At 73.3% G+C, this 12,785-nt stretch carries 12 protein-coding genes; 4 read left to right on the plus strand and 8 right to left on the minus strand.

Features of this window, described 5'->3' with window-relative positions; all coding sequences use genetic code 11:
- Positions 1 to 156: 156 nt before the first annotated feature.
- Positions 157 to 531, plus strand: coding sequence for an RNA polymerase-binding protein RbpA (locus NMK44_RS12780; protein ID WP_254741893.1), 375 nt, complete (start codon positions 157 to 159; stop codon positions 529 to 531).
- A gap of 201 nt (positions 532 to 732) precedes the next feature.
- Here NMK44_RS12780 and fxsA read toward each other — a convergent pair whose 3' ends face one another.
- The 6 genes from fxsA to NMK44_RS12810 form a co-directional block, all read right to left on the minus strand.
- Positions 733 to 1,374 carry an FxsA family membrane protein gene (gene fxsA / locus NMK44_RS12785; protein ID WP_254741895.1) on the minus strand — a complete coding sequence of 214 codons (642 nt, stop codon included), beginning with the start codon at positions 1,372 to 1,374 and terminating at the stop codon, positions 733 to 735.
- A gap of 220 nt (positions 1,375 to 1,594) precedes the next feature.
- Positions 1,595 to 1,786, minus strand: a complete 192-nt coding sequence (locus NMK44_RS12790; protein WP_254741898.1) for a Rho termination factor N-terminal domain-containing protein — start codon at positions 1,784 to 1,786, stop codon at positions 1,595 to 1,597.
- A gap of 85 nt (positions 1,787 to 1,871) precedes the next feature.
- Positions 1,872 to 2,597, minus strand: a complete 726-nt coding sequence (locus NMK44_RS12795) for a polyprenol monophosphomannose synthase (RefSeq protein WP_254742590.1) — start codon at positions 2,595 to 2,597, stop codon at positions 1,872 to 1,874.
- 200 nt (positions 2,598 to 2,797) lie between these two features.
- On the minus strand, positions 2,798 to 4,510 hold the full coding sequence (lnt, locus tag NMK44_RS12800) for an apolipoprotein N-acyltransferase (RefSeq protein WP_254741901.1): 1,713 nt from the start codon (positions 4,508 to 4,510) through the stop codon (positions 2,798 to 2,800).
- Between the two features lie 574 nt (positions 4,511 to 5,084).
- Complete coding sequence (locus tag NMK44_RS12805; RefSeq protein ID WP_374215263.1) at positions 5,085 to 6,728, minus strand: amidohydrolase; 1,644 nt, start codon at positions 6,726 to 6,728, stop codon at positions 5,085 to 5,087.
- Between the two features lie 121 nt (positions 6,729 to 6,849).
- On the minus strand, positions 6,850 to 7,290 hold the full coding sequence (locus NMK44_RS12810) for an Lrp/AsnC family transcriptional regulator (RefSeq protein WP_020866923.1): 441 nt from the start codon (positions 7,288 to 7,290) through the stop codon (positions 6,850 to 6,852).
- Positions 7,291 to 7,518: 228 nt separating this feature from the next.
- Here NMK44_RS12810 and NMK44_RS12815 point away from each other — a divergent pair, with 228 nt between their 5' ends.
- Positions 7,519 to 7,899, plus strand: a complete 381-nt coding sequence (locus NMK44_RS12815; protein ID WP_254741904.1) for a hypothetical protein — start codon at positions 7,519 to 7,521, stop codon at positions 7,897 to 7,899.
- A gap of 118 nt (positions 7,900 to 8,017) precedes the next feature.
- On the opposite strand, the gene NMK44_RS12820 is transcribed toward NMK44_RS12815, so the two are convergent.
- Entirely contained in the window at positions 8,018 to 9,190 is a 1,173-nt protein-coding gene (locus tag NMK44_RS12820) for an acyl-CoA dehydrogenase family protein (protein WP_254741907.1), read from the minus strand.
- A 496-nt stretch (positions 9,191 to 9,686) separates the two neighbouring features.
- On the opposite strand from NMK44_RS12820, the gene NMK44_RS12825 reads away from it, so the two are divergent.
- Both NMK44_RS12825 and NMK44_RS12830 read left to right on the plus strand, forming a co-directional pair.
- Positions 9,687 to 10,949: a glycoside hydrolase family 18 protein gene (locus tag NMK44_RS12825; protein ID WP_254741910.1), complete on the plus strand. Its 1,263-nt coding sequence runs from the start codon at positions 9,687 to 9,689 to the stop codon at positions 10,947 to 10,949.
- A gap of 259 nt (positions 10,950 to 11,208) precedes the next feature.
- Positions 11,209 to 11,703, plus strand: a complete 495-nt coding sequence (locus NMK44_RS12830) for a copper chaperone PCu(A)C (RefSeq protein WP_254741912.1) — start codon at positions 11,209 to 11,211, stop codon at positions 11,701 to 11,703.
- 434 nt (positions 11,704 to 12,137) lie between these two features.
- Here NMK44_RS12830 and NMK44_RS12835 read toward each other — a convergent pair whose 3' ends face one another.
- Positions 12,138 to 12,746: a sigma-70 family RNA polymerase sigma factor gene (locus tag NMK44_RS12835; protein ID WP_254741914.1), complete on the minus strand. Its 609-nt coding sequence runs from the start codon at positions 12,744 to 12,746 to the stop codon at positions 12,138 to 12,140.
- Positions 12,747 to 12,785: the final 39 nt, after the last annotated feature.

Consider the following 12,785-nt stretch of genomic DNA (forward strand, 5'->3'; position numbering starts at 1 on the left):
ATGTGACAAACCGGGCGCCTGTGGGTAGAACAACGGGGCGGCACGACGGGCGACGCATGTCCCAACACGGGAATCTTCACCGCCGACCGGACGTTGACCGGATGACGACGACAGCGACACCTGTCCTGTGGGCGACAAGCCCGGGAGGCACGATTCATGAGTGAGCGAGCTCTCCGCGGCACGCGACTCGTGGTGACCAGCTACGAGACCGACCGCGGCATCGATCTGGCCCCGCGCCAGGCGGTGGAGTACGCATGCCAGAACGGACATCGATTCGAGATGCCGTTCTCGGTTGAGGCGGAGATCCCGCCGGAGTGGGAGTGCAAGGCGTGCGGCGCCATGGCACTCCTGGTGGACGGCGACGGTCCTGAGGAGAAGAAGGGCAAGCCCGCGCGCACGCACTGGGACATGCTCATGGAGCGGCGCACCCGCGAGGAGCTGGAGGAGGTGCTGGCCGAGCGGCTGGCGGTCCTGCGCTCCGGCGCCATGAACATCGCCGTGCATCCGCGGGACAACCGCAAGTCCGCCTGATCCGCGGACCTCAAGGAAGCACCGAACATACGAGGGCCGGGGGCCCCCCCGAGCGGGGGCCCCCGCCCACCTGCGGGCAGGTCTCCCCCGCGCCACCCCCCCACCCCCCCCCCCCCCCGGGCCGGCCCCCCCCCCGGGGGGGCCCCCCCGGCCCTCGTGCGTCCTGGTCTCCCCGGCGCCTCCCCGGCCCCGGGCCACGGATCAGTCGCGGTGCGCCGAGCGCGGACCGTCCTCCTCGCCCCGGATCTCGCCCCGGACGGCGCCCCCGCCGTCACCACGGCCGGTGTCACGGCCCTCGGCGCGCTCATCGTCGCGGATCACCTCGCCCTGGATGACCTGACCGTCCTCGCCCTGCCGCCTACCGTGCCCGCCGCCCTCCCGGGCCTGGCGGAACGGATCGCCGGGCGCACCGGGGACGTATCCCATCCGGCGCGACAGCGCCCCCTCGGCACGGCGCCGCAGCAGCGCGCGGGTCGGCGGGAACAGACACACCAGGGCGGCCACATCGGAGATCAGCCCCGGCATCATCAGCAGCAGCCCGCCCAGCATGGTGAACGAGGAGCCGGGCCGGGCCGCGGGTTTCGAGGCATCGGCGCCCGGCTGCATGGACTGCGTCAGGCTCTGCCAGGCCCGGCGTCCGCCGCGCTTGACCACGGCCGCGCCCACCACCACACCCGCCACCAGCAACAGGAAGACGGTCAGCCCGCCGGTGGCGTGCGCCACCACGGTCAGCAGCCAGATCTCCAGCACCAGCCAGGCGGCGATCCCCAGCGGTACGAAGGTGCGGGCGCGCGAGCGCTTCGGGCGGGTCGGGTCGCTCTGCTGCGGTGCGCCGGTCGTCATGCCCCCAGTGTGCCCGGACGCCGCGGGGACGCGGACCCCGGGGCGGCGGATTCCTCCCGGATCGCGGGGAAGGTCCCGGAAGACCACCACGGCCGTGGCCCGGGACAGCCGGGCCCGCCCGACACCGGCCCCGGCCCCGGCCCCGGACATGAGTGGTCCCCTGCCCCCCGCCCCTCCCACGGGCGGGGGGCAGGGGCAGGGGAACCGCCCGCGGCCGGTATCAGCGGTGCCGCAGTGCCGAGATGAGCTCGCTCTTCGACATCTGCGACCTGCCCTCGATACCGGCCTTCTTGGCCTTGCGGTAGAGCTCTTCCTTGGTCTGTGACTCCATCGTGCCGCCCTTGGCGCCCCGGCGGGGCATCGACGTCCGGCGCGATGAGCTCTTGCTGCTCTTCATGGTCGTTTTAGGCATGTTCCGCCTCCTTCCGCCTCAAGTCTCGGGGACGGAACGGCCGGATGCCCGTGGGACTACTCCGAGCGGTAAACGCAGGCTGTGACTAGGCGTTCTTACGGCCCAGCAGCTTGTTGACCCGGCTGCTCACACCCCAGGTCATCACCCGCCAGGCGGCCTCGGTGACGATGTCACGGCTCATCTTGCTCTCGCCGCGCTCGCGTTCGATGAAGGTCACCGGGACCTCGATGACGTGGAAGCCCGCCTTGACGGCGCGCCAGGCCAGGTCGATCTGGAAGCAGTAGCCCTGGGAGGCGACGGCCTCCATGCCCAGACCCTCCAGCGTCTCCTTGCGGAAGGCGCGGAACCCGGCCGTCATGTCCCGGATCGGGACGTCGAGCAGCAGCCGGGAGTAGGTGCTGCCGCCGCGGGAGATGAACTCACGGGACTTGGGCCAGTTGACGATCCGTCCGCCCGGCACCCAGCGCGAGCCGATGACCAGGTCGGCACCCTTGAGCGCGGTCAGCAGCCGGGGCAGTTCCTCGGGCTGGTGGGAGCCGTCGGCGTCCATCTCCACCAGGACGCCGTAGCCGTGCTCGATACCCCAGCGGAACCCGGCCAGGTAGGCGGCGCCGAGCCCCTCCTTGCCCTTGCGGTGCAGCACCCGCACATGGTCGTCCTCGACCGCGAGCTCATCGGCGACCTTGCCGGTGCCGTCGGGGCTGTTGTCGTCGGCGACGAGGATGTGGGCGTCCGGGACGGACTCCCGGACCCGGGCGACGATGGGCTTGATGTTCTCCGCCTCGTTGTAGGTCGGAATGATCACCAAGATGCTGCCGAGCGGGCCGTACTTGCGGCGGCCGCCGTCGTCCTGGGTGCTGCGGCGCGGCTCCGCGGCCGCGTCCCCCTCGCCCGGCCGCTCCCCGGCCGCCTCGCCCGGCCCCTCCGCCCCGGTGCGCGGTCCGTCGGCCTCGGTGCGCGGCTCGTCGGCCTTGTTCTGCGGCTCGTCGGCCTCGCGTGCGTCGCTCACGGCTACTGCCCCTTCTCGTCCGTACGTCCCCGACGGCCAATCATGATCGCGGCCGCGCAGGACAGAAGGCCCACCATAGCGAGCACCCACTCCGGGGTCGCACCGACGCGGTCGGCGAGGGTCTTGCCGTCACGCAGGGGGATGCGCGCGGTGAGCACATCTTGCGTGAATTCTTTCGTCCGCTGCTCGATCGTGCCATCCGGGGAGACGACGGCGCTGATCCCGCTGGTGGCCGCCGTGATCACCGGACGGCCGTGCTCGATGGCCCGCAGCCGGGACATGACCAGCTGCTGGTCGGGCTGGCCGCTGCGGCCGTAGGTGGCGTTGTTGGTCTGTACGACGATCGCGCGGGCACCCGCATTGACCGTGTCGCGGACGATCTCGTCGTACGCCACCTCGAAGCAGATCACATCGCCCAGCCGGGCCGGGCCCACCTGGAGCACCCCGGTGTGATCACCGGGGTAGAAGTCGCGGGGCACCCGCTGGAGCCGGGTGATGACCTTGCTGAGCTGCTGGCGGAAGGGCACGTACTCACCGAAGGGCACCGGGTGCTGCTTGGTGTACGAGGCGCCGGGACCTTCCTTCGGGTCCCAGACGATGCCCTGGTTCTCGACGTAGCCCTCCTTGGTGGGGTGGTCCACCAGGGCGCCGACCAGGACCGGGACGTCGATGGCCTTCACGGCCTCGTCGATCCGGGCGTAGGCCTCCTTGTACTGGAAGGGGTCGAGGTCGGAGGCGTTTTCCGGCCAGATCACCAGGTCCGGCTTCTTGATCCGCCCGGCCTTGACGTCCTTGGCCAGGGCGAGAGTGGCCTCGACGTGGTTGTTGAGGATCTTCATGGGACGGCCCAGGAAGTCCATTCCGGGCTGCTGCACATTGCCCTGGACCACCGCGATGTCCACCGACTTCGCGGCCCCGGTCGGGATCGGCACCGTGGACCCGGCCGCGGTCACCGCCCCGGCGACCACCAGCGCGCCCACGGCGGGCAGCGCGGCGCGCGGCGAGAAGGCGCCGCGCAGCCGCCATCCGGTCAGCAGCGCGGAGGCCAGCAGCCCGCCGGCCAGCGCCACCCCGAAGGTGACCAGCGGGGCACCGCCCAGCGCGGCGAGCGGGGTGAAGGGCGAACCGGTGTTGGCGAAGGCCAGCCGCCCCCAGGGGAAGCCCCCGAACGGCGTACGGTCCCGGGCCCACTCCTCGGCGACCCACAGACAGGCCGTCCACAGCGGCCACAGGGCCGGCACCGGCAGCCGGGAGACCAGGGCCAGCCCGGCGCCCAGCAGCGCCATGAAGGCCGCCTCGATGACGGACAGGCCGATCGTGGCGTCCCAGCCGATCACGCTGAGCCACTTCAGCAGCAGCGCGAAGAACGGCAGCCCGAACGCGAAGCCCGTCCAGGCGCCCTGCCGGGCGGTACGGCCGTGGGTGAGCAGCGCCAGCGCGGCCACCGCCAGCAGGGACAGCGGCCACACACCGAACGGCGGGAAGGCGAAGCCGAGCGCGAGGCCGCTGACGGCCGCGAGCAGGCTGCGGCCCGCCTCCCGGCGGGCCAGCAGCCCCAGACGGCGGAACCGGCCCGGCCGGTCCGCGGCGGCGGACACGGGCGTCTCGCCGTCGCCGGACGGCGGCTCGGCGGCGGGCCCGGGCGTCCCGCCCGGTCGGTCGGCGGCGGGGCCGGGCGAAGCGGCTTCGGCGGTGGTGTCGGAACCCGGGGGCACGTTCGGCCTTCCTGCAATGCGTGCTGTGGTGAGGTGACCGTATAACGCGAGCGCGCGGAAGTGGTCCCGAGGTACGGAATGTGCTCCTGGGGTGCGGACGCTTCGCCACTGCCACGGCCGGGGTTCCTGGGGCTCGGCGGCGCCGCCCCCGCGGCCGGGGGCGGTCCGCCGTGTGCGTGCGGATGGGGGCCCGACGCCCTTCGGGCCGACCTGGGACCCGCTGGCTGCGGGTCGACCGAGAGCCGTTGTCTACTGAGCGTCCGGGCCCCTCCCGGGTCGCACCTGCCGACCCGGCGATCCCTCCCTCGCCCCCGTGCGCTGGACCTGGCTCCCAGTGGTGGCGCACCGGTGCGGTGCGTCTCCCTCTGGCCCAGCGGCGTTCGACGACTGCGTGAAGATTCCCCGGTCGGGCGTCCAGTGGTGGACTCGGCCGAACCTACCGGCCACCGACCGCACCCTGTCAACAGCCGCATGACCTGCGCCGTTTCCTCAAATGACCAGGTCAGTACGGACGGTGTTCAGATGCCGCGACAGGCCGGGGGATCATCGTTCGGCGGTACGGGGCGCCCGCGCGTCACTCGTCCGGCCGGAGGTGGACGGTGCGTCCGCCGACCACCGTGCGCACGCACACGGGCAGTTGACCGCCGGGGGTGAGATCGGGCAGGCCGGGCGTGCCCGACCGCGGATCGGTCGACCATCCGGCGACCCGCGTGTCGGGGACCTGGACGACCAACTCACCGGTGCGCCAGACCGCGTAGTCGGCGGGCGCGCCGGGGACCAGGACACCCGCGTCATCGCGGCCGATGGCCCGCCAGCCGCCGCGCGTATGCGCGGTGAAGGCCGCGCGGACCGACACGCGGTGCTCAGGAGTGCGGTGGAAGGCGGCGGCGCGCACGGTGCCCCAGGGGTCGAGCGGGGTGACCGGACTGTCGGAGCCGAGCGCGAGCGGCACCCCGGCCCGCAGCATGGCCGCGTACGGGTTGAGGGTCCTGGCCCGTCCGGCGCCCAGGCGCTGGGCGTACATCCCCTCCTCGCCGCCCCAGGCGGCGTCGAAGGCGGGCTGGACGGAGGCGGTGAGGCCGAGTTCGGCGAAGGCGGCGATGGTCTCGGGGGTCATCATCTCGGCGTGTTCCACACGGTGGCGGGCGGCCCGCACCCGGGCCAGGCCGACCCGCTCGGCAGCGGCGCGCACCCCTTCGACCACGGCGCCGACGGCGGCGTCGCCGATGGCGTGGAACCCCGCCTGGACCCCGGCCTCGGTGCAGGCCGCGACATGGGCGGTGACGGCGGCCCGGTCCAGGTAGGCGGTGCCGGTGTGCGGCGTGTCGGCGTAGGGCTGGTGGAGACACGCCGTGTGGGAGCCGAGGGAACCGTCCACGAAGAGGTCTCCGGCGGCGCCGAGCGCGCCGAGCGCACGCGCCTTCTCCAGGTCGGCGGCGCTCTCGGCGGCCTCGGCCCAGTACCCGAACACCCGCGGTCCCGGCTCGGCCGCGGCCAGGGCCAGCAGCCCGGTCAGATCGTCCTCGCCGGAGATCTCCGGGCCCGCGCACTCGTGGAGCGAACCGATGCCCAGTGAGGCGGCGTGGGCCAGCGCGGCACGCTGGGCGTCGGCGCGCTGCCGCACGGTCACGCTTCCCTGGGCGGCGGCGCGTACGGCGTGGTGGGCGGCGCCGGTCAGCGGCGCGTCGGGGTGGTACCCCGCGAGGTCCGACACGCCCGGCACCAGGTCCAGCAGGGCTGTGGTGACGACCGCGGAGTGCACATCGACCCGGGTCAGATAGAGGGGCCGGCCGCCGGTGGCCTCGTCGAGCTCGGCGCGGCGGGGCGGACGGCCCTCGGGCCAGCCGCTGGCGTCCCAGCCGTGCCCGAGCAGCACCCGGTCCCCGGGGCGGCCGGCTGCGTGGGCACGGACCCGGTCCAGGGTGTCGGCGAGCGTCCGGGCACCGGAGAGGTCCAGCCCGGTGAGGGCGAGCCCGGTGGCGGTGGTGTGCACATGCGCATCGGTGAACGCGGGCGTCACCAGCGCCCCGTTCAGCTCGATCACCTCGTCCACCCCGTCGGCGAAGCTGTCGGCGGCGCCTTCGGAGCCGACCCAGGCGATGGCGCCCCGCTCGACGACCATCGCGGTCGCGAACGGATCGGCGGGGCTGTGGACCTCACCGCCGCGCAGCAGCACGGTGCGGCCCTCGGCGGTCCGGTCAAGGGTGGGGTCGTTCACGGCGGGCTGCCTCGTGGGGTCGGTTCTCGCGGGACGGGTTCTCGCGGGGCGGATTCCGGTGGCGCGCTCCGGGCGCGCCGGATCCGGAGGGGACACGCCCGGCAGGCGCGCCCGGGGCCGGTCAGACGCGCGGCGGGCGCGCTTCGTAGGGAGTGGAGAGGACCACGGTGGTGCGGGTGGAGACCCCGGCCAGCGAACGGATCCGGCTGAGCAGATGCTCCAGCTCCAGCGGGGTGGCGACGCGCACCTTGAGGATGTAGTTCTCGTCCCCCGCCACGCTGTGGCACGCCTCGATCTCGGGCACCTCGGCGAGCCGCTCGGAGATGTCGTCGGGCGCGCTGGGATCGAAGGGTTTCACCGAGATGAAGGCGGTCAGCGGCAGGCCGACGGCCTCCGGATCCACCACGGCGGCGTAGCCGCGGATCACTCCACGCTGCTCGAGGCGGCGGACCCGCTGATGCACGGCCGATGTGGACAGGCCGGTGGCCTTGCCCAGGTCCGTGTAGCTCATCCGCCCGTCCTTGACGAGCAGCTCCACGATTTGTCTGTCCAACTCCTCCACAGCCGATCACCTTATGTGGTCGCGGGCGATCCGGCACAGCGGGTGCCCAGGACCCGGGACGGGGGCCGTACGGCCCTTGTTCACCGCATCTGCGCCGGGCATGTGACGAACACCACATCCCGTCGGCGGCGTCCACGGAAGTGCGGAGATTACCTCCCGGGCAGCGCGGGAAATGCTTGCTGTGGTCGAGGCCGACGCGCCTGGCCAGCCCACCCGAGGGGGAAACTCATGCCCTACCTTGAGCGCCTCGACGAAGGCGACGTCGAATCCCACGAGAACGAGACCTACGAGATGTTCCGGGTCGTCTGCCCGGAATGCGCGCGGCCCATCGCCCTGCTCGCGGACGAGGACGTCCTCCCCGAGCATGCGCTGTGCCCGTCCCCGTGGGACCCGTTCGGGCTCACGGTGTGCGCCGGTACGGGGCGCGGGGTGGCCGACACCTCCCCCACCGACGCGTCGCTCGACGTTCAGGAGGCGGACGCGGCGCTGCTGCTGACGCTGCCGGAGGGTCTGGACTGGCGCACCCAGCCGTTCTCGCACATCGGCGGTCCCGGATCGCGGCCGATCACCATGCCGGTGCTGCGCCGGGGCACGGCACCGCGCGTCTAGAGCGTGCCCTGCCGGTCTTCGCGGGTCCGCGACGCCCGGCAGGACAGGACCTGGGAGCCCGACGGCGGGGGCCCGGCATCGCCGCGCCCCCGGACCGCCACACCGGCGGCGGTGCCCGTCAGCGGCTCTCCGGGCCCGCCAGGGCACGGGCGATGACGACCCGTTGGATCTGGTTGGTGCCCTCCACGATCTGCAGCACCTTGGCCTCGCGCATGAACCGCTCCACGGGGAAGTCCGCCGTGTAGCCGTATCCGCCGAGGAGTTGGACGGCGTCCGTGGTGACCCGCATGGCGGCGTCGGTGCAGAACAGTTTCGCCATGGCCGCCTGCTTGGAGAACGGGCGGCCCGCGTCCCGCAGCCGGGCGGCGGTCAGATAGAGCGCCCGCCCCGCCTCGATCTGCGTCGCCATATCGGCCAGCATGAAGCGCAGCCCCTGGAAGTCGGCAATCGGCCGCCCGAACTGGTGGCGCTGCGCGGTGTACGCGAGCGCCTCGTCCAGCGCCGCCTGGGCGACGCCGACCGCGCAAGCCGCGATGCCCAGCCGCCCCGCGTCGAGGGCGGACAGCGCGATGGCGAAGCCCTGCCCCTCGTCGCCGACGCGCCGGGCGTCCGGGATCCGTACGCCGTCGAGGTGGATCTGCGCGGTGGGCGAGCCGTTCATGCCCATCTTGTGCTCGGGCGCGGCGGCACTGAGCCCGGGGGCGTCGCCGGGGACCAGGAAGGCGCTGATGCCACGGGTGCGCTCGGGGCCGGTGCGGGCGAGCACGGTGTAGAAGTCGGCGACACCGCCGTGGGTGATCCACGCCTTGGTGCCCTCCAGCGTCCAGGTGTCGCCGTCGCGGGTGGCACGGGTGGTCAGGGCGGCTGCGTCGGAACCGGAGGACGGCTCGGACAGGCAGTACGCGCCGAGCAGTCCACCGCCCAGCATCGCGGGCAGATGCTCGGCCAGCTGCTGTTTGCTGCCGAACCCGGCGAGCGCGTGGCAGGCCAGGGTGTGCACGCTGACCCCGAGGCCGACCGTGAGCCGCGCCGCGGCCAGTTCCTCGAGCACCTGGAGGTAGACCTCGTACGGCTGGCCCCCGCCGCCGAACTCCTCGGGATGGACCAGCCCCAGCAGCCCGGATTCGGAGAGCAGGGTGAACAGCTCACGGGGGAAGCGGCCGGCTGCCTCCTCCTCCGCGGCACGGGGCCGGATCTCGCGGTCGATCAGCTCGCGTACGAGCGCGATCAGATCGCGGGCCTCCTCGGTGGGCAGGTCGCGTTCCACCGGCTGCGGGCCGTGATCGGTCATGGCGGCGCTCTCCTCTCCCTGTCGGGCGCGCGGCGGCGGGCGGCCGGGGGTGGGGCGGCACCGCCGTTGTCACCGCTGGCCGGCCGGTTCCCATCGGGTCTCGAGCGGGTGATGACCTGCACCGCGGCGGTTGGAGTATGCCCGATCGGCAGCCCTCCGTCACCGGTCGGCCGATCTTCAACCACCTTCTCGGACAGCTTCTCGGACAGCGCGCGGGACGGCACCCCGGACGGGGCGGGCGGACCGTCCGACGGGCACGGAGCGAACGGACGGCGGCGGACGGCCGACGGACAGGCATCGGACCGGCAGCGGACGGACGGCGGACGGAACCCGGGCAGGGACCGGGCACGACAACGGAAGAGCATTGGCCCAGACCATTGACCCCACTGGTCTAGTCCTTCTACCTTTTTTGCACCGCGCCCTGCGCGTGCATGTCAAGATCTCGGCAGGTCGTCGGGCACTTCACTCTCCCCTCACCCCCCACCGAGGAGATTCCATGCTCAGACCACGCGGACTGCTCGCCGCTCTCGCGGCGCTCTGTACGGCGGTATTGGCCGCCACCCTGCTGGCGGGTTCGGCCGTGGCCGGCGACCGCCGGGACACGACCGGCACCACCGCCGCCCCCGCGGCCCCCGCCGCCGGCGCGAAGGCAGCGGGGAACAAGGTCATCGGCTACTTCACCGAATGGGGCATATACCAGCGCAACTACCACGTGAAGAACATCGAGACCTCGGGTTCGGCGGCGAAACTGACGCACATCAACTACGCGTTCGGCAATGTCACGGGTGGCAAATGCGCCATCGGCGATGCCTACGCCGACTACGACAAGGCCTACGACGCGGCGACCAGCGTCGACGGCAAGGCCGACACCTGGGACGCGGGCGCGCTGCGCGGCAACTTCAACCAGCTCCGCAAACTCAAGAAGCTCCATCCGGAGCTCAAGGTGCTGTGGTCCTTCGGCGGCTGGACCTGGTCCGCCGGGTTCGGCGAGGCCGCGAGGAACCCCGCCGCCTTCGCCCAGTCCTGCTACGACCTGGTCGAGGACCCGCGGTGGGCCGATGTCTTCGACGGTATCGACATCGACTGGGAGTACCCCAACGCCTGCGGCAACAGCTGTGACACCAGCGGCAGGGCCGCCTTCCCCAAGCTGATGTCCGCACTGCGCGCCAAGTTCGGGCAGAACAACCTGGTGACCGCGGCCATCACCGCCGATGCCTCCTCCGGCGGCAAGATCGACGCCGCCGACTACGCGGGCGCGGCCCAGTACGTGAACTGGTACAACCCGATGACGTACGACTTCTTCGGTGCCTGGGCGGCCCAGGGCCCGACCGCCCCGCACTCCCCGCTCACCTCCTACAACGGCATCCCGCAGCAGGGCTTCAACACCGACGCGGCGATCCAGAAGCTCAAGGGGCTCGGCGTCCCGGCCTCCAAGCTGCTGCTGGGCATCGGCTTCTACGGCCGCGGCTGGACCGGCGTCACCCAGAGCACACCCGGCGGCACGGCGACCGGCGCCGCGCCCGGAACGTACGAGGCGGGCATCGAGGACTACAAGGTGCTCAAGAACTCCTGCCCGGCCACCGGCACCGTCGCCGGGACGGCCTATGCGCGCTGCGGCAACCAGTGGTGGAGCTACGACACCCCCGCCACCATCGCCGGGAAGATGACCTACAAGCAGCAGCAGGGGCTGGGCGGCACCTTCTTCTGGGAGCTCAGCGGCGACACCAGCAACGGTGAGCTGATCAAGTCCATCAGCTGACCCCCCACGCGCCACCCCCCGGGGCGGGGAGCCGGAGCACGGCTCCCCGCCCGCACGGGCGCCGCGTCGTCCGGCGGGACCCTCCGGTTCCCCGGGACGGGCGGGAGGAATGTCACCCGGCGCCGGGCGGCCGGAGGGCGGACGGGCGGCTCCGGCCGTGCCACGATGCGGCGGTGACCGCATGTCAGCCCCCGCCCGCCACGTCCGCCACGCCCCGGACCGCCGTCGCGGCTTTCGTCGTGCTGAGGAAGTCCGGCAGGTGACCGCCTCCGCGCTGCGTACCGCCCTCGCACCCGCCCTCGCACCCGTCGTCGCGTGCGCCCTCGCCCTGCTCGGACTCGTGACCTGGACCGCCTCCGGTGCCGCGGGCTCCCCCGCCGCCGTGGCGGTCGCCCGTGCCCGCGTGCTGCTGCCCTCCAACCCCGAGGCCACCGCCGCCTTCTTCGACCTTCGCAACACCGGTGGCGCGGAGGACGAACTCCTGCGTGTCACCACGCCGTTGGCCGACAGCGCGATGCTCAGCCGCCGGATCGTCCGGCGTGGCGCGGGCTCGATGCGGATGGTGTCCTCGGCCCGCGTTCCCGCCCGTACCACCCTGCGGATGTCGGCGGAGGAACTGGATGTGATGCTCCGGCCCGCGCCGGGGCGGCTGCGGGCCGGGGACCGCGTACCGTTCGTACTGCACTTCCGCGAGAGCGGGCGGGTCCGGGTGGAGGCGGTGGCCGTCCGGCCGGGCACCGCGGTGGCCGACTGAGCGGATGACCACCCGGCACGGGCCCCTTCCGACGACAGCCGTGACCACTCGGTGCGCGTGCCGTGCCGTACGCGGCGTGAGGAAGCCGCCGCGGGGACGAGCGGGGCGGGGTCAGCGGCCCTGCCCGAGGCTCAGGAGAGTGTCAGCCGACGGCGAGCGGCCGTGCGGCGCGGCCGCTGCCCGCCCGGCCGACGAGTTCCGCCCTCTCGCCTCCGACCGTTCCGCGGCGGGGCGTTGACGCGGACTTCGCTGCCGTCCCCCGGAGAGCCGCGATACCTCCGAGGCAGTCGCCACCGCCCACCGGGACGCTCCGACAGCCCCATGGGCGGACCTCGCCCTGGGCGCTGCGGAGCCGCGTGCGATCTCCCGGCACGGGAGTCGGGGACGCGCCCGGCCGGTCACACCACGGGGGGCGGGACCGGCCGGGCCGGTCGTCACCCGGTGCCCGCCAGGGCGGGTTGCGGCAGGGGCGACGGGGAGCCGTCGGACGGGTCCGGCGCCGTCAGTTCACCGATCAGGGCCTCACGGGCCCGGGCCACCCGGGAGCGCACGGTGCCCACCGGACAGCCCGCGACGACGGCGGCCTCGGCGTACGGCAGCCCCAGCATCTGGGTCAGTACGAACGCCTCGCGCCGCTCGTACGGCAGCAGCGCCAGCAGCTGCGTCAGTGCCACGCCGTCGTCGAAGCCGACGACCGGCAGCCCCCGACTCTGGGTGCGTTCCGCCGCCGCCTCCCAGTCGGCGGTGTCCGACAGCCGCGGACGCGCCGCGTTGCGGCGCAGCCGGTCGACGACCGCGCGGCGGGCGATCGACAGCAGCCAGGTCCGCGCGGAGGAGCGGGCCTCGAAGCGCGGCAGTCCGCGCAGCGCGCGCAGATACGTCTCCTGGACGAGGTCGTCGGCCGACTGCGGATCGCTCAGCCGGGACACATAGCGCCACACATCGCGCTGGGTGGCCCGGATGAAGCGGTCGACGGCGTCGGGGTCACCACCGCGCGCGGCGAGCGCCCAGGCCGTCACGGTCTCGTCGTCACGCTCCGGCACGGGGACCTCCGGGCGCGCGGCGGACACCGTCGGCGACGA

Origin of the sequence: Streptomyces cucumeris (assembly GCF_024295805.1) — a bacterium.
GTDB lineage: Bacteria > Actinomycetota > Actinomycetes > Streptomycetales > Streptomycetaceae > Streptomyces > Streptomyces cucumeris.

Coding starts and splice junctions, on each gene's coding strand:
- NMK44_RS12780 (WP_254741893.1), top strand. CDS start 157: ATGAGTGAGCGAGCTCTCCGCGGCACGCGACTCGTGGTGACCAGCTAC.
- fxsA (WP_254741895.1), bottom strand. CDS start 1,374: ATGACGACCGGCGCACCGCAGCAGAGCGACCCGACCCGCCCGAAGCGC.
- NMK44_RS12790 (WP_254741898.1), bottom strand. CDS start 1,786: ATGCCTAAAACGACCATGAAGAGCAGCAAGAGCTCATCGCGCCGGACG.
- NMK44_RS12815 (WP_254741904.1), top strand. CDS start 7,519: ATGCCCTACCTTGAGCGCCTCGACGAAGGCGACGTCGAATCCCACGAG.
- NMK44_RS12820 (WP_254741907.1), bottom strand. CDS start 9,190: ATGACCGATCACGGCCCGCAGCCGGTGGAACGCGACCTGCCCACCGAG.
- NMK44_RS12825 (WP_254741910.1), top strand. CDS start 9,687: ATGCTCAGACCACGCGGACTGCTCGCCGCTCTCGCGGCGCTCTGTACG.